Annotated in this window: 15 protein-coding genes; 4 read left to right on the plus strand and 11 right to left on the minus strand. The window is 57.9% G+C overall.

All coding sequences use genetic code 11. The features are described from left to right. Positions 1-627, plus strand: coding sequence for a LysE family translocator (locus J3P85_RS16520; protein ID WP_116642730.1), 627 nt, complete (start codon positions 1-3; stop codon positions 625-627). Between the two features lie 201 nt (positions 628-828). Beyond that, positions 829-1,119, plus strand: a complete 291-nt coding sequence (locus J3P85_RS16525) for a hypothetical protein (RefSeq protein WP_434702467.1) — start codon at positions 829-831, stop codon at positions 1,117-1,119. A gap of 21 nt (positions 1,120-1,140) precedes the next feature. On the opposite strand, the gene J3P85_RS16530 is transcribed toward J3P85_RS16525, so the two are convergent. The 3 genes from J3P85_RS16530 to J3P85_RS16540 are packed head-to-tail and all read right to left on the minus strand — an operon-like array spanning position 1,141 to position 3,378. Further along, positions 1,141-1,803, minus strand: coding sequence for an HAD family hydrolase (locus J3P85_RS16530; protein WP_434702468.1), 663 nt, complete (start codon positions 1,801-1,803; stop codon positions 1,141-1,143). Between the two features lie 24 nt (positions 1,804-1,827). Beyond that, on the minus strand, positions 1,828-2,199 hold the full coding sequence (locus J3P85_RS16535) for a RidA family protein (protein ID WP_434702470.1): 372 nt from the start codon (positions 2,197-2,199) through the stop codon (positions 1,828-1,830). 48 nt (positions 2,200-2,247) lie between these two features. Then, entirely contained in the window at positions 2,248-3,378 is a 1,131-nt protein-coding gene (locus tag J3P85_RS16540) for an alanine racemase (RefSeq protein ID WP_434702471.1), read from the minus strand. An 87-nt stretch (positions 3,379-3,465) separates the two neighbouring features. Between J3P85_RS16540 and J3P85_RS16545 the strand changes: the two genes are divergently transcribed. Then, positions 3,466-4,371, plus strand: coding sequence for a LysR family transcriptional regulator (locus J3P85_RS16545; protein ID WP_434702472.1), 906 nt, complete (start codon positions 3,466-3,468; stop codon positions 4,369-4,371). Between the two features lie 213 nt (positions 4,372-4,584). On the opposite strand, the gene J3P85_RS16550 is transcribed toward J3P85_RS16545, so the two are convergent. Genes J3P85_RS16550 through J3P85_RS16565 form a run of 4 tightly spaced genes read right to left on the minus strand, consistent with a single transcriptional unit; the run spans position 4,585 to position 9,634 of the window. Then, a complete protein-coding gene (locus J3P85_RS16550) occupies positions 4,585-6,993 on the minus strand; it encodes a hypothetical protein (protein WP_434702473.1) in 2,409 nt (802 codons plus the stop codon). Between the two features lie 52 nt (positions 6,994-7,045). Continuing rightward, positions 7,046-7,795: an ABC transporter permease gene (locus J3P85_RS16555; RefSeq protein ID WP_434702474.1), complete on the minus strand. Its 750-nt coding sequence runs from the start codon at positions 7,793-7,795 to the stop codon at positions 7,046-7,048. A gap of 7 nt (positions 7,796-7,802) precedes the next feature. Next, positions 7,803-8,804 carry an ABC transporter substrate-binding protein gene (locus J3P85_RS16560; RefSeq protein ID WP_434702476.1) on the minus strand — a complete coding sequence of 334 codons (1,002 nt, stop codon included), beginning with the start codon at positions 8,802-8,804 and terminating at the stop codon, positions 7,803-7,805. Then, positions 8,801-9,634, minus strand: a complete 834-nt coding sequence (locus J3P85_RS16565; RefSeq protein WP_434702477.1) for an ABC transporter ATP-binding protein — start codon at positions 9,632-9,634, stop codon at positions 8,801-8,803. The genes J3P85_RS16560 and J3P85_RS16565 overlap by 4 nt, the downstream gene beginning before the upstream one ends. 135 nt (positions 9,635-9,769) lie before the next feature. Here J3P85_RS16565 and J3P85_RS16570 point away from each other — a divergent pair, with 135 nt between their 5' ends. After that, a complete protein-coding gene (locus J3P85_RS16570; RefSeq protein WP_434702478.1) occupies positions 9,770-10,513 on the plus strand; it encodes a GntR family transcriptional regulator in 744 nt (247 codons plus the stop codon). Positions 10,514-10,659: 146 nt separating this feature from the next. Here the strand turns inward: J3P85_RS16570 and J3P85_RS16575 are convergent, their stop codons facing one another. The 4 genes from J3P85_RS16575 to J3P85_RS16590 are packed head-to-tail and all read right to left on the minus strand — an operon-like array spanning position 10,660 to position 15,799. Beyond that, a complete protein-coding gene (locus J3P85_RS16575; protein ID WP_434702479.1) occupies positions 10,660-11,967 on the minus strand; it encodes an OprD family porin in 1,308 nt (435 codons plus the stop codon). A 51-nt stretch (positions 11,968-12,018) separates the two neighbouring features. Continuing rightward, complete coding sequence (locus J3P85_RS16580) at positions 12,019-13,671, minus strand: AMP-binding protein (RefSeq protein WP_434702480.1); 1,653 nt, start codon at positions 13,669-13,671, stop codon at positions 12,019-12,021. Continuing rightward, positions 13,668-14,414 carry a nitroreductase gene (locus J3P85_RS16585; protein ID WP_434702482.1) on the minus strand — a complete coding sequence of 249 codons (747 nt, stop codon included), beginning with the start codon at positions 14,412-14,414 and terminating at the stop codon, positions 13,668-13,670. The genes J3P85_RS16580 and J3P85_RS16585 overlap by 4 nt, the downstream gene beginning before the upstream one ends. A gap of 41 nt (positions 14,415-14,455) precedes the next feature. Further along, positions 14,456-15,799 (minus strand): MFS transporter, encoded by a 1,344-nt coding sequence (locus J3P85_RS16590; protein ID WP_434702483.1) that lies wholly within the window; start codon positions 15,797-15,799, stop codon positions 14,456-14,458. Positions 15,800-15,868: the final 69 nt, after the last annotated feature.

Here is a 15,868-nt window from a genome sequence, read left to right on the forward strand (position 1 = left end):
ATGCCATTGGAGAATCTGATTGGCGTAGCGATCATCGCGTTGGGCATGGTCCTGACGCCGGGGCCGAACATGGTCTACCTAACGTCCAGAGCGATTTCGCAAGGACGTCTGGCTGGCATGATCTCGCTGGCAGGCGTCGCGTTGGGCTTCGTATGTTACTTGGTTGCTTCAGGCCTCGGCCTGTCAGCACTTTTCAAGGCCGTTCCGATGGCCTACGACGTGGTCCGCATTGGGGGCGCATTCTACCTTGGCTACCTAGCTTGGAACATGGTGACAGGCGCTTCGCCGTTTGAGGCGCGCGAACTACCTCCGCATTCACCTCGCAAGCTTTTCACCATGGGGCTGGTGACGAACTTGCTTAACCCGAAGATAGCGCTGATGTATTCCGCTCTGATCCCCCAATTCATCGATCCCTCAACAGGTTCGACTCTGCAGCAGTACATGCAGTTGGGTCTGGTGCAGATCGCTATTGCGGTCACAGTGAACGGCCTGATCGTACTGGCTGCAGCGCGAGTTAGTCGTTTTCTTACCGCCCGCCCAAAGGCTATGCGTGCGCAACGCTGGACGTCGGGTGCCGTTCTGGGAGTTTTCGCGGTCGATATACTTATGCGTAAACCGCTAGCTTAAAGCCGCTTTGCTGACTTCGTGACTACAAGTGCGCCCTGACCTGTTGGATGGTCAGCGCACGTTCAGCTGCTTCAAGGATCAGCCGCTTAGAGCCTGAGATTGCCCATCCTTCGAAAGACCTTTCTACAAGGTGGCTTCCGATACGGTCGCGGTAGGGACGGCAGTTGCCTGCCGCCCCTACCGCAGAACCCGGATGGGTTCATGGCGTCGACGTTTCAGCTCATCCCGAATGGCCAGCAGCGTCGCACGCATTCGCTTCTTGGCCGTCAGTCGCAGTATCTGAAAGCCACCGTGCGGACACCGGTCAGCAGCAACTGTCGAAGGCCAAGGCAGATGAGGCTGATACAACTGTTGTTAAAGATATTCCCGCATAATCAATGTGCGGGTCAGCGGTATCAATCGTCTGAAGATCCCCGGCAGCTTCTCGGTGCACTTGCAAAAAACGCTACTTCACAGCGCGCGGCGGATCCGCTTGATGGAAAACCAAAATGACGGTAATAAGCAATACCCCGTTTATTTACCGCTCAGGTTTTTAATATCCTCAACCAGGCTATCGAGTGTCGGACGCATGATTAATGGATCAGGCGCACCTGCGGGCGCATCGAGCCCTATCCTGTTGTGCCAGAAGGTTGGCAAGCCGACCTTCTGCGTGCCAAACAGATCGTAAGCTGAGCCCGCTACGAATATGGCGTGAGCGGGCTCGACGCCCGCTATTTGCAGAGCGAGCCTGTAGGGTCGCGCATCGGGCTTGTAGAAGCCGGCCTGTTCAGAAGTGACAATGACGTCAAATGGCACGCCTAGAAGATCCGCTGCGATATGCCCCAACCGCTCCGAACAGTTGGTGACCACCCCGAGTTTGTAGTGCGGCGCCAACTCGGTGAGCACACGTTTGGCCTCAGGCCAAGGTTGCAACTGCATCCAGCGCGCCTCCAGATTTTGCGCGGCTTCCTTGCCCAGTCCCACACTGATCGCAGCCTCCTCGACCAATGTTTCATAAGGCCGGTAAGCACCACAGCCGTAGGTCGCCTTCAAATAAGCCATACGCCAAGCGCGCCCCATTTCATCGGAGCCTGCCACGCAGTTCCATAGCGTCCATGAGTCCAGCAGAGCGGTAAGCAAATCGAACAGGACGAGTTTCACAGGAGTTTGCTGAAGATTGTTTTCAATCGAATTCATGACGACTGCCCTTCTTGAAAGTATTTAAATTTCAGCCACTGCTGATATTTCCACCAAGGCTCCGTGATGGAGTGGCCCACACGGAATGATCACTCTTGCGGGACGGTGCGGCCCCATGAGCGTTGAATACGCGAGGTTCACGGTCGGCCAGTGAGCAACATCAACGATGTATATTTGCACGCTGATTAAATGATCAAGCGAAGCACCCACTGCCTGAAGCACCGCTTCTACATTTGCCATTGCCTGAAAAACCTGGGCTTCTATTCCATCGGGAAATTGTCGGGTATCAGGCGGAAACGGCAACTGGCCGGAAATAAATAGAAGTTTTCCTGCCATGACACCGTGTGAATAATGCCCACCGGGCACGGGCAGTTTCTCTGCTGTGATCAAGTTCATTTGCCCCCCTTGATCGTTCAAAGTTGTGTGTTCTGTTGAACGAATTAATTACCAACCCGCGATGCGTGGCCAATAACCCACACCGCGCCCCTCGCTGAGAACGTGATAACCCGCGTGCTGCGCCGAGGTGGCACAGGCGTGATTCGGCAGGATCCGCAGCAGCGTGCCCAAGGGCAGTAAGTTCGAGGCTTCAAGCTTCCCGGCCCGGGATGAAATGATTCCGTGCTCCTGATTGGTGGCGCTGACGATCAGATCGCCAATGGGCAGGCCCGCAGCGTCACACACGATGCCATAGCCCTGATCGACCGCTTGTTTAGCGGTACCACGATCACGAGAAAGCGCCATCCATCCCGCATCCGTAATGATCCAGCCTTTTTCAATTTGATGACCAATGACCGTCGTCAGAACCGAGACGGCAATATCTTGCACCTGACAAACGCCCAAGCCAGCCATGACCAGATCGAAGAAGGCGAACACACCCGCACGTACTTCTGTCACCCCTGATAAGTTCTCAGTAAAAAGTGCCGTGGGTGTCGAGCCGACACTGATGATAGACAGGTTGAAATCTGCACTCGTCAGCAGTTGGCTGGCCTCGATAATCGCCGCGCGCTCCTGCCGGGCGCTGGCTTCAATTTCCGCAATCGACTGGCTGTCGTAGGACTTGCCGGCGTGGGTCATCAGGCCGCTGACCCTGACGCCTTTGGCCCTCAACAACTGCGCAATTTCCACCAACAGCGGTGATTGCGGGTCGAGACCGGAACGGTGACCGTCGCAATCGATTTCCAGCAGAACATCAAAGACATGACCCGACGTTTCGGCGAACTCGGCCAGTAACCTGGCGGTGTCCAGATTGTCGAGTACCACCTTGAGCTGTACGCCTTTGCCGATCAATGCAGCGGCATGAGCGAACTTGTTAGGCGCAATGCCAACGCCGTACAAGATGTCGGTAAACCCGGCCTCGAAAAAGAAATCTGCCTCCCGCAACGTTGAAACAGTGATAGGGCCGCGCCCGCCTGCGAACAATCGCTCGGTGACTTCCAACGATTTGTTGGTCTTCACATGTGGCCGCAATATCACGTTGAATGCGGCCAGCTTATTGCGCATCCGTTGGATGTTGGCATCGAGTCGATCGCGATCCAGCAATAAGGCGGGGGTTTCGATATGAGTGAACGCTGACATGTGTGGTCTCCTGGAATGGCGCTATTCTAAGCCTCCGGTTTCAGATTAAAATTTAATAATACTTATTCTAATATTCAGTGATTCTTAATGAACGAGACGTTTGATATCCGTTTTCTCTTGGTCATCCGGGAAAGCGAGAGTTTGTTGGCTGCGTCACGCAAGCTGGGCCTGACGCCTTCGGCGGTGACCCAACGACTTCAGCAAATGGAGAAAAAACTGTCGATTCGATTGCTGGATCGGTCAGCCCGGCAACTGCGCTTTACCGATGAGGGCGAGTTCCTATGCCTGCGTGGGGCTGACCTGGTCGAGCAGTTCGATTCCCTGCTGGCTGATTTGCAAGAGCGGCGCAGCGGCTTCGTCGGCAAGTTGAAAATCAATGCACCGTTCGGGTTTGGACGACTGCACGTGGCCCCCGCGGTGGCAGCTTTCCAGCGCCTGCATCCAGACCTAGAGATTCAATTGAGTCTGTCCGAACAACCTATGGTCGAAGCGACTGACCGGTTTGATGTCGTTATCCATATTGGGGAACTGCGCACCTCCAACCTGGTGGGCCATTCCATTGCACCCAACCGTCGCTACGTATGTGCCTCACCCGACTTCATTGAACAGCACGGTCTGCCGGAACACCCCGACCAGCTGGCTACCCTGCCGTGCATTGCATTGCGGGAGAACAACGAAGACGTCACGCTCTGGCATTTCACCCGTGCGGGAAAAACACACAATGTGCGAATCCGCCCAGCGTTGAGCTGTAACGATGGAAGTGTTATTCGGCAATGGGCTTGCGAAGGGAACGGCATCATTCTGCGTTCTGAATGGGACGTTGCCGATGCTCTGGCGGAGGGAACGTTGGTACGACTACTGCCTGGTTGGAAACTGCCAGAAGCCAATATTGTTGCGCTGACACATCAACGCGAAGGGTTGCCCGCGAGAACGCTCAAATTTTTGCGCTTCCTCCAGGATCAATTCCGGCCACAACCGCTCTGGCGGCAATAGATCTTGTTCTATTTGAAAAAGAACCTTTGAAGAATCTTGTTTTAACCAATGCTGACCGGCCGCTTGGGTCGATGGCTGCCACTTGCATCGCTAAGAGCAATGCACGATGCATAGGGACGATGAATGAAACCAATCAAGATTCAACAAATGCTGCTACCGCCAACACCTGCGGTTTCAATCCGCAGCGCACATCAACCACTTTTTAACCTCTAACTAAGGGGTACTCCGGTCCAACTGCGCGTGTACTGGCAACTCCACCTCAAGAAACAGCGCAGACGTCCAGACCCGTGACTGGTCGCGCTGCCGGGCGCAGATGAACAACGGGTGTTCTCGCCCTGCTTCAAGCCCCAACCGCGCCAGCTCAATGTTGCCCTGCAACTCACGGGGCAACGGCGCAGCGGTCATCCGCTCCAGGGACATCTTCAACTCCGCGCCGGGCAAAATTTCGACCACTTGCGATTGCGCCAGCAGTTGTTCGCCGGTGAGTTCCATGACCACCATCGGCGCGTGTACGTAAGGTTGCGGTTCGGACGGGTCACCAACCTTGACGTAATTGTCGATGCGGCTATGGATCTGCAGCGTGGCGCCGGCCAGTTGCGACAGGTCGATTTCGATGCTGTCGGTATCTCCATTGGTGTCGGTGCGAAACGCCAGGACCGTTGCGTCCTTGCGCCATACGGTCTGCTCGGGATGATCGAGGCCCAGGGCGCGAAAGCCATTGATGACCGCGCCGGTGATACGGATTTCGCCGGTCCAGTAGGCGCCGCGATAGCGATCCTTGATCCGTGCGCCGCCCAGGCGCAAGCGAATGCGTTGTGCGCTGTAGCCCAGCTCCTGGTGCAGGTTGCGCGACCAGATCAATTGGTCGCCATCGAACAGATCGACCTGTTCCCAACCCGCCTCCCCCAGCAGTCGATAATCCAGAATGGCATTCGAATCGGCGCTGAAGACTTCGCCCATGAAGTGCTTGCCCTGGCGCAGGCTGGCGAACGAACGCTCGCCGGTCGTGGCGAAGGTGCGGCGGGCGCGCAAGGCCTTGCCGACGCTGGCGCGGTCGAACGCCTCGGCGACCACGCCGGTCAGCCCGCCACGGGAGCCGAACACCGCCGTGGCCGGAACGCCGCCACCGCAGCGGCCCTGATGCTCATCGCTGTTCGCCGCGGCGCCGACCCGATAGCCGCGCTGCAGCGCTTCGGCGTAGACCCAATGGAACTGGCCCCAGGCCGAGCCGACCTCGATCAGCCGTTCGAGCTCCGGGTGATGCCAGTCGAGGTTGCAACGGCGTCCGCCGACGTGAGGCATCATCAGGTGACCTTCCGGATCCTTGGCATAGGCAGCGTACAACTCGTCCACCGGCCAGGCACCCGGCTTGATGGTGCCGGCAGTGAACTCGTTCCATTCGAAGGAGCGCACCAGCCGGCCCTGATTGTCGAAAGGGAATTCGGGTTTGCGGTCATGCAGGAACACAACGTTGCGGTCGCCGCCCGCACAGGAGTTCCCGCACCATTCGGTGCCGGGATAACACACGAATCGGCCCGGCTCATTGAGTTCATGGATCAGCTTGACCGCCTGGTCCCAGCGTTGCTCAGTGATGTTGAAGTCATTGGCGGTGTAGCCGAGGACATCGAGCCCGGCGACATCGCGGCCGTAGCTAAGGTTGTACAGGGTGTCGTTAGTGCCCACCGTGTCATCGGAGTGCACATGCAGGTCGGCGTAGAGCGGGCGCAACGCCGTGCCGGCCGGGTCGACAGTGACGAAGGCCTGGGCACCGTCGACAAACGGCGCATCCACCTTCGCGGACAACCGCCACTCGCCCACGGCACCGAGGTCTAGCGCCTCGAGCCGTGCCGTCGCCCACCCTTCGGACGACAATGTGAACGGCTGTTGGCGCTCGCCGCCCTCCGGGTCAACCAGGGTCAAGACACCGTTGAGCGGCAGGTTCCGGCAGGTGTTGCCCCACGCATCGTCCACTCGCAACAGCACATCGAATGCCTCGCCGGCGCTGAGCAATCGCGGCACGATCAACTGCACACGCTGCGCCGGCCCCGGCACGATGTCCAGCAAGGGGTCGCCCGGCACCTCGGCAAATTTCGAGCTGCCCAACGGGTCGATGAACAGGCGGAAACGGAAGTCCTTCTCGACGAAACTCTGCACCCGCGTCCCCGCCCCGCCCTGGCGTCGGTCGCCCAGGCGAATGATGACTTTATCGCCCGGGTTCAGGTACCCGTCGATGATGTCGATGATGATCGCTTTCTGGAACGGCCGTTCGTGGCCCTTCTGATCGAAGCGCACTTTCAAGTGCTGCACCGTGGCCTGGCTCTGGCCGGGAACCAACTCACCGGCTTGGTATTCGGCGCTGACATAGTTGGGACCGGCCGGGTTCGAGGTCTGGAACAAGGCCCAGTCGGAATAGAACTTGAAGGCCAGCTTAAGCCACGCACCATCGGCCAGGCCGCTGCCGCCGACCTCGTACACCAGGGTGATTTCATCCCACTGCCCGGCGACCAGCGTGTCACGGTCGCAGTGGACGCTGCCCAGGAATGGACGTTTCTTGTTGCGCTCGTACAGGCCTTGCGGGGCGATGTAGTGCCCGGCTTCGCGGGGATCGAAAACGTTACTCACATGACACCTCGTGCAGTGGTCCACTGAAGGGTTCGAATACGTGGGGCGATGCTTATTGCACGCGCCATTTCTGGTAGTGACGCTCGATGCGCCGGAACACAAAGCTCTCCATGAGCCAGGCAATCAGGCCGATCACGACGATGCCCAGCAGCACCTGGCTGCTGTTGCCGATCTGCCCGCCGGTGGAGACCATCCAGCCGATGCCCTGGGAAGCGCCGATCATTTCCGCCGCGACCAGCGCCCGCCAGCCCTGGCTGAAGCCGATGCGCAAGGCGGCGGTCACGAACGGCAACGACGCCGGCAAATAGACATGGGCCAACAGTTGCCCGGCGTTGGCGCCCAAGGTTCGCGCCGCACGGACTTCACCGCCGCGGATGCTTTGCACACCCTCCTGGATCGTCACCGCCATGGGGAACATTGCGGCAATGAAAATCACCAGCACGATGGAGACATAGCCCAAGCCGAAAATGATCATGATCAGCGGCGCCCAGGCAATCGGCGGGATGGCCATGAACAGGCTGTTGAGCGGCGAGATGAAATCGCGAAAGCGCGAAGACAGGCCCGCTGCCGTGCCCAGCAAGACCGCCACGATTACCGCCGCGCAAAAACCACCCAGCTCTTCCAACACGCTGGCTTGCAGGTGCTGCCACAGCGAACGATCCCCCAGCCAGCGCAGCGCCTCGCGGGCAACGTCCCAGGGCTGCGGCAGGATGTAGGTGGGAAAGCGGCTCGCCAGGGCGATCCAGATCAGCAACAGGAAGGGCAGCGACGCCCATCCCCAATTCGGTTTTGGCAAGGACATGACGGACTCAGTGCGCGGATTTTTCCAGGTAGGAGGTATCCACGATCTGTTCGGTCTTGAGCGTGGTGTCGATAAAACCCAGGTCATGGGAGTAATTCATCAAGCGCTGGATGAACTGGATGTCCGATTCCTCCAAGTCCGCCGACCAGCCCAGCCGGGTCCGCGCTTGGGCGACGATGGCCTCCGGCGCGATGGTCTTGCCGTCAATGCCCTGCACCGCTTCCAGCTTGAAAGTCTCGGCGATGAGCCGGTTCGATTCGACGGGGTGCTCATTGAGGAAGGCGATCGCCTTGCGGTGGGCACGTAGCAGCTTCACCACATCGTCCGGGCGCTCCTGCAAGGTCTTTGGCAAGGCGATCACCACGTACCATGGGTACTGGGGCAGCGCCTGGTTGACGTCCAGCAGGATCCGGCTCGAACCGCGCAGCACCGATTGGCTGACGAAGGGCTCCCAGGAAAATGCCGCATCGACAATGCCGCGTTCCAGGGCGGCGTTCATGTTGCCCGGCGGCATGTCGATGATGTCCAGGTCCTTGTCAGGATCGAGCCCGGCCTTTTCCTTCAGGACATAACCGCGCAGCAGCACATCCATGCCACTGCCCTTCTTGACCCCGGCGAGCTTTTTCCCCTTGAGCGCTTCCAGCTGGGTGATCGGGCTCTTGGCGTCGACAATCACCGCGGCCTGGCCGTAATTGACCTTTGCCAGGATCCGGCTTTGCAGCCCGCGGGAAAACCACTGGTACACCGGTGGGGTGCCGACATAGGCCACGTCCAGTTCGCCGGCGGCCAATGCCTGCTGGATCACCGGGCCATCGCCCAAGGCCTTGAGGTCGACATTCAAGCCCTCTTCGCGGTAGTAACCTTGTTTGTCGGCGATCAGCGCCGGGGCGTTGGCCATGGCGAAGACATAGCCCACGCGCAGGGGTTTCGCCTCGTCGGCCACGGCGAATGCGCTGCCGGCCAACGTGGCGGCGGACAAGGTAAGGGCAAGCAGCGAACGTTTGATCATGCTGTCAGCTCAAGTCGAGGGGTGGGGTAAACCGTGGCGTCTCCCGCGTTCATCACCTGGGCGATGCGGGTCATCAGCTCATTGCGGTAATCGAGGAACGCCGGCAGGCGGCGGGTTTTCAAGTTGGTTCGGGGGCGCGGCAACTGGATCTCCAGTTCGCTGTGAATCCCCCCGGGGGCGATGTTGAGCACAATGACCCGATCGGCCAGGAACACCGCTTCGTCGATGTCGTGGGTAATGAACAGCACCGTCTGGCCCAGTTCGGCCCAGATGCGCAAGGTCTCTTCGTTCATGCTGTTGCGGCTGATGGCATCGAGCGCGGCGAACGGCTCGTCCATCAGCAATACGCTGGGTTCCAGGGCCAGGGTCCGGGCCAGGGAAACGCGCTGTTGCATGCCACCGGAAAGCTGGTGCGGCAACCGATGCGCCGCGCTCTCCAGACCGACCAGGCGCAGATACTGGAAGGCCTGTTCGCGCTGCTGCGAGGCGTCGGTGCGGGCGCTCATCCGCAGGCCGAAACGGACGTTTTCCAACGCGCTCAACCATGGAAACAATTGCGGCGCCTGGAACACGTAACCCAACTCCGAACGCTCCGGCCGCACCGCTGTCTGGTTGATGGTGATCTGCCCAGCCTGCGGCTGCATGAAACCCGACAGCAAATTCAATAGCGTGGTTTTCCCGCAGCCTGATGGCCCGAGAATCGCGACGAACTCACCAGGCTTGGCGTTCAGGCTGAACGAGGAAAACACCGCATGCCCATTGGGGTAACGGAAGCTGATATCAGCGACTGTCAGGGCATCGGCTTGCGGCTGCGGAAAGTTGTTGAGCATGGCAAGTGTCGTCAGGTCGTCTACAATGGCAATGCCTGACATAATACGTATTAATACAAGCAGTCCCAATAACCTATTTTTATAACCTTAGAAGTGAAGGCGCCCTGCCCCCACTCAAGGCCATGGAAGCTGACAGTGTCCACCTCCATTCTTCGCGACAGCAGCACCTCGCTTTACGAACAGATTGCCCATCAACTGCTGGAGGAAATCCAGCGCGGCGACTATGAACCCAGCGGCAAACTACCGTCCGAGGCGCAGTTGGGCGAACGGTTCGGCGTGAGCCGCGTCACGGTTCGCCTGGCGGTGGGCAAGCTCAGCGACGACGGTGTGGTGGAGCGCAAGCAAGGCAAAGGCACCTTCGTCGCAGCCAAACAGGTACGCCACGGCCTGGATGCGTTGCGCAGTTTTCATGAGGCGTTGTTGCTGCAAGGGCTGCAACCGAGCATGCGGGTGCTCAGCCATGCCCTGCTGCCTGTTCCAGAAACCATGCGGGGTTTGTTTGAAGCAACAGACGACTGCCTGCTACTGGAGCGTCTGCACCTCGTCGATGACGAACCCATTGCCCTGGGACGCAGTCACTTACCGGCGGAATTGGCCGACGTGGCCTGGAGTGAAGTCGAACACCAGCCGATCTATTCCATCCTCGAATCAATCACCGGTCTGGCGGTTATCCGCGCTGACTTGGCGATCCGCGCCCAGGAGGCTGACAAAAGCCTGGCCAATGCGCTGCACGTCAAACGCGGCGCGGCGCTACTGGTCATGGAGCGCACATCCTATTTCGCCGATGGCCGCTGTTGCGACCGCACGACGTTTTACATTCGGCCGGAACGTTATGCCTTTATTCTCAGTGGGGTTTTCAAAACCACTTCAGGTGTGTAGCCGTCGGAACAATGGCAAACTCAAAAAGCCATTCCCCTGAATGGCTTTCTTTACACCTGACGCGTCGTAATCTACTTCGCCGTAACCACCGACAACTTGCTAATTCCCGCCCGCTCAATGGCGTTCGATACGGTGATGCTGCGCCCTTAGAGCAGCGGAATGCTGTAGCTTACAAACACTCGGTTTTGATCCTGGTTACGGGCGGCTTCGCTATTGGATTTTCCGTTACGCCAACCGAAGCCAACACCTTTGAGCGCTCCCGACTGAACGACGTAGTCCAGGAAGATATCCCTCTCCCATTCTTTCTGATCGTCACCTGATCTCGTCTTGATGTTGTCACCGGAGAGGTACATGACCGAGGCTTTCAGACCCGGGATCCCCAGGGCGGCAAAGTCGTAGGCATACTGACCGAATAATGTGCGCTCCCCTGCACGGGTGAAACTCTGGATCAGACGATCTGTATACAGGTACAAGGAGCTGCCTCCTGCGCCTTTATCCACCAGGCTACCCTGATTGAGCTGGGTGAAGCTGCTACCGTCCGAGACGCTTTGGTAGCCGGCCGTTATCGCATGAGGGCCGAGGCTGTAGATCAATGCAGCACTCCAGAGACGATTGTCGATAACGCCATCACCATTTTTGGTGTAGCCACTGATTCGGTAGCCCGATGTACCGGAGCTGTTTTCACCTGACGAGTCAGTCCGGAAGTAGCGCAGGTCGGTTTTCAACGATTGGCTGTCCGAGAACGCGAACGTGTGCGTGAGTCCGAAAAACTGTTGGTTATAGTAGTTTTCGAGCTGGGCATAGTAGTACTGAGCTGTCAGGTCCTTGGTGACTTTCCAGTCGCCCCCGGCGAAAGCGAACTGGTTGCTTTCACGCGTACCGCCCATAGCGGCGAGCCCTGTCTGATCAGTGGAAGCACGACCGGTTGCATGTTCGATGCGCCCACCCGTCAGGGTCAGGTCCTTGAACTCGCTCGAAGTGATTTGGCCGCCCTCGAAGGTTTGCGGGAGCACCCGTCCATCGTTGGCGACCAGAATCGGAAGTTTCGGAATCAAGGTGCCGTAGCGCAGTTCGGTCCTGGACATCTTGACCTTACCGGTCAGCCCCAGCCGGCTCCACTCGTCGACGGCGCGGTTGTCACTGTCCGAGGGAATCATCGAGCTGCCAACATGACGTCCCTCGCCACTGTCCAGGGTGACGCCCAGCAACCCAAGGGCATCAACTCCAAAACCAACGGCACCCTCGGTATAACCCGACTTTAAGTCCAACATGAACCCCTGCGCCCACTCTTCGGTTTTCGAAGGGGCAGCGACACCATCGCGGTTGTCGTTATTGAAGTAGAAGCTCCTCATGCCCAAGGTGGCTTTGCTGTCACTTGAAAAGTCGGCAAACGCCTGGCCACTGAGGGCAATGCTGCCAGACACCAACGTTGCACCTATTTTTTTCAGGTTCACTTATAACGCTCCGATTTTTATTATTTTGTATGTGATGGAAGCGACTACGACCTAGCCATTCGAAGCCAAACGGACAATTGCATCGCGACTGCCTGCCTGCTCTCGAAGCAAAAACTTTTGGATTTTTCCGGTTGCGGTTTTCGGCAACTCCGTAAAAACCACTCTGCGCGGACATTTGAATCGGGCCAAACGCGCCTGGCAGAACACAATTATTTCTGCTTCGGAGGGAGGCTCGATACCGGCTTTCAGCTCGACGAACGCGCACGGTACTTCACCCCATTTATCATCAGGCTGAGCGACTACCGCGGCATATAGAACAGCTGGGTGACAGTGGATGGCCTCTTCGATCTCTACAGACGAGATATTTTCCCCGCCGGAGATAATCACGTCTTTGCAACGGTCGGTAATTTGGACGTAGCCGTTGGGGTGCACGACGGCGACATCACCTGTATGAAACCAACCGCCTTTGAAAACTTTTCGGGTTGCACTGTCATTCTTCAGATAACCCATCATTACGGTGTTGCCCCTGAGCAGTAGCTCACCCGTTGTTTGGCCATCTTGTGCTACTGGCTGCATCGTTTCGGCGTCAGCCACCATCAAGCCTTCAAAGGCGGCTGCACGGGCCCCTTGGCGTACTCGCATGGCGCCTTGCTCACCGGGCGTTAAATCGTCCCACCCGTCTTGCCAGACGCAACTGATTGGCGTGCCGGACACTTCAGTAATTCCGTAAACGTGGTCAACATCGAAGCCTCGTGAAACGACCGCGTTGAGTATGCTGGCCGGAGGTGGGGAACCGGCCGTCAGCACTCGAACCGGCGTTTTGAGCGCGGGACGATCTTCGGCGTTGGCAATCATGGTCATGACAATCGGCGCCGCACAGAAGTGATCGATACCCTGGTTATCGATCGCATCAAACACCGTCTCTGCGCACACTTTTCTCAGGCAGACGTGCGTGCCCGCCGCTGCCGTGATCGCCCAGGTAAAACACCAACCGTTGGCGTGGAACATCGGCAATGTCCACAGGTAACGAGGCGCCCGCGGAAGCGGCCAGTTGGTCATCTGCAGCAGACTCATGAGGTAGGTGCCACGATGGCTCGCGACCACACCCTTTGGATCACCGGTTGTACCGGAGGTGTAGTTGAGTGCTATCGGCTGCCACTCGTCATCCGGCCATACGCCTTCGAAATCAGGGCTACCGCTGCGGATGAAGGTTTCGTAGTCAATGTCCCCGACACTCGCGCAAAGTGGCGCCAGGTGATCATTGATATCAATCACCATCGGGCGATGCTCGAGGAGCGCTAGTGCGGCATCCGCCAGCGCAGCAAACTCTCGATCCACCAAGAGCAACTTGCATTCGCCATGACGCAGTATGAATGCCACACCTTCGGCATCCAGCCGGTAATTGACCGCATTGAGTACCGCGCCGCTGAGGGGGACCCCGAAATGCGCTTCGAGCATGGCAGGGGTATTGGGAGACAGAATCGAAACGGTGTCCCCTGCTCCCAGGCCTTTTTCGCAAAGCGCCGAGGCCAGTCGATAGCAGCGTTCGCGGGTTTCACTCCAGGTTCGTTGCAGTTCGCCATGCACCACCGCTACCCGATCCGGGTGCACAAGAGCCGCCCGATCCAGAAAACCAAGTGGCGTCAGGGGCAGATGGTTGGCCTTGCAGCGATCAAGCCCACTCTCATAAGCACCAGGCTTCATGATGTCGTTTCCTTATTATTGTAATGAAAAGTGCAAAACGCGCTCACCGGCTCCCGATCAGTGACCAAGGTGTTCTCGATACTGGTCTCGTCGGCGTATCCAAGGCTCATTCCGCAAACCAGCATTTGATCTGCGGGGATTGCAAGGGCTTGCGAAATGACCTGGTGATATTTCAAAAAAGCGGCTTGTGGGCAGGTGTGCAGATTCCTTCCGCGCGCCGCCACCATCACCGCCTGCAGGAACATTCCGTAGTCAAGGAGGCTGCCTTCCTTCAACACCCGATCCATGGTGAAGATCAGGCCAACGGGAGCGTCGAAGAACTGGTAATTGCGGCCGTGTTGCGCATGCATCCGCTGCTTGTCTCCCTTTGCAATACCCAGCAGTCCATAGAGTTCCCACCCGACTTGCCTTCTCCGATCCACATAGGGTGAAGTCCACTCGCGTGGGTAGTAGTCATAGGCATCTTCAAGGTCGTTGCTCAGTGATGGATCGTTGTCAATTTCCGCGATGGCACATGAAAGGTGAGTCTTTGCTTCTCCAGTGACGACATGCACGCGCCAAGGCTGCATGTTCACCCCCGTTGCGCAGAACCGAGCGATATCAAGGATCGCTTCAATGTCTTCGCGCGGTACGGGAGTGGGCAAAAAGGCCCGAATACTGCGCCGTGAAGCGATCGCCCAATCAACCGTTTGACCAAGCAGTTCAGGCGATATGGGCGGTTTGGATAAGCGATTCATTTTCATGCATTCAATTCCACACATTCAGCTACAGGCAGGTGCATCCATCAGTTCGACAGGGCCGGGGATTTTCTGACTTGAGTAGAGTCGGCGCGTGACTGATTGATCAGGGTCACGGCGACAGCGCCAATGAGGCCGGCCAGGCTGATGGCCATGAAATTTTTCTCGAGCGCAAGGTTCAACGACACCAGCCAGCCGATCAGAACAGGGGCGACGATAGCGCCTATCCGTCCCACACCAGACGCGAAACCCACGCCGGTAGAACGAATCGATGACGGGTAGAAATCGCCCGCGTACGCATACGCCAGCAACTGGGTACCCAGCGTCGATGCGCCGACAATGAACACCACAGGAAACAGCAACGTTGTCGAACGCGTGTAGCCCAGGATGGTGAGCGCCATCGCACCGATGATGTAGAAGCAGACCAATACGTGTTTGATGTTCAGCTTGTCGCTCAGCCACCCTCCGCCTATTGCGCCGGCAATGGCCCCCACGTTGAAAACAATCACAAAGTTCAGCGCAGAACCCAGGCTGAACCCCGCCATCGCCATCAGCTTGGTTAGCCAGGAGTTAAGGGCGTAGACCATGAACAAGCCCGTCATGAACGCAGCCCAAATCATCAAAGTGCTGAAGCCCCGACCTTCCTTGAATAAATTACGAACGGGGGCTTCCTGTTTATCCAGTACGGTGGCGTTCCCGGTCATCAGCGTGTCTTCATCGATAACCAGAGCCGGAGCCAGTTTACGAGCGATCGCCCGTAGTTCCTCCTGACGTCCGGTCTTGAGCAGGTAGCCTATGGACTCAGGGAGGGTCTTCAGGATCAGAGGGATCAGCAGCACGGGCAGCAACGCCACATAAAACACCCACTGCCATCCGTGACTCTCGATGAGTTGCTTACCCGTCAGGGCAACCAGAATACCGCCCACGGAGTACCCTGCGAAAACCAGGGTGACCAAGCGAGTACGCAGTTTGAGTGGAGAAAATTCACCCATCTGAGCGGTGCAGATGGGCAGTACGCCGCCGATGCCAAGGCCGGCGATGAAGCGAGCAACGCTGAAGCTGATCGGGTCACTGGTGAGGCCTGCCGCAGCCGTGAAAACACTGAACAAGGCCACGCAGATGGCGATCATCCTGGGCCGCCCGATACGATCCGCCAGCGTGCCAAGAAAAATTGCGCCCAGCATCGTTCCGAAGAGCGCAGAGCCCGCCATGACACCGGCGCTGGTTGGATCGATGTTCATGTCCTTCATGATCGCCGGGAGGGCTGCACCGACGACAGCGAGGTCATAGCCATCGATGATCAGGATGAGCACACACCAGAATAGAATGAGCCCATGGAAGCGGTTGAACTTCGATTCAACCGCGAGTGTATAGACGTTTACCGGCTGCATATCGCGTCTCCTTCGATCTTGTTTTTGTTTGTGAAGTGCGAAGATTTGCTGGCTCGCTTGATAGGCGAT

The sequence above is a fragment of the Pseudomonas sp. Z1-12 genome (assembly GCF_051132015.1).
GTDB lineage: Bacteria > Pseudomonadota > Gammaproteobacteria > Pseudomonadales > Pseudomonadaceae > Aquipseudomonas > Aquipseudomonas zanjanensis.

Bases quoted from the DNA above. Each gene is read 5' to 3' on its own strand.
- J3P85_RS16520 (WP_116642730.1), top strand. From the start codon at position 1: ATGCCATTGGAGAATCTGATTGGCGTAGCGATCATCGCGTTGGGCATG.
- J3P85_RS16525 (WP_434702467.1), top strand. From the start codon at position 829: ATGGCGTCGACGTTTCAGCTCATCCCGAATGGCCAGCAGCGTCGCACG.
- J3P85_RS16530 (WP_434702468.1), bottom strand. From the start codon at position 1,803: ATGAATTCGATTGAAAACAATCTTCAGCAAACTCCTGTGAAACTCGTC.
- J3P85_RS16535 (WP_434702470.1), bottom strand. From the start codon at position 2,199: ATGAACTTGATCACAGCAGAGAAACTGCCCGTGCCCGGTGGGCATTAT.
- J3P85_RS16540 (WP_434702471.1), bottom strand. From the start codon at position 3,378: ATGTCAGCGTTCACTCATATCGAAACCCCCGCCTTATTGCTGGATCGC.
- J3P85_RS16545 (WP_434702472.1), top strand. From the start codon at position 3,466: ATGAACGAGACGTTTGATATCCGTTTTCTCTTGGTCATCCGGGAAAGC.
- J3P85_RS16555 (WP_434702474.1), bottom strand. From the start codon at position 7,795: ATGTCCTTGCCAAAACCGAATTGGGGATGGGCGTCGCTGCCCTTCCTG.
- J3P85_RS16560 (WP_434702476.1), bottom strand. From the start codon at position 8,804: ATGATCAAACGTTCGCTGCTTGCCCTTACCTTGTCCGCCGCCACGTTG.
- J3P85_RS16565 (WP_434702477.1), bottom strand. From the start codon at position 9,634: ATGCTCAACAACTTTCCGCAGCCGCAAGCCGATGCCCTGACAGTCGCT.
- J3P85_RS16580 (WP_434702480.1), bottom strand. From the start codon at position 13,671: ATGAAGCCTGGTGCTTATGAGAGTGGGCTTGATCGCTGCAAGGCCAAC.
- J3P85_RS16585 (WP_434702482.1), bottom strand. From the start codon at position 14,414: ATGAAAATGAATCGCTTATCCAAACCGCCCATATCGCCTGAACTGCTT.
- J3P85_RS16590 (WP_434702483.1), bottom strand. From the start codon at position 15,799: ATGCAGCCGGTAAACGTCTATACACTCGCGGTTGAATCGAAGTTCAAC.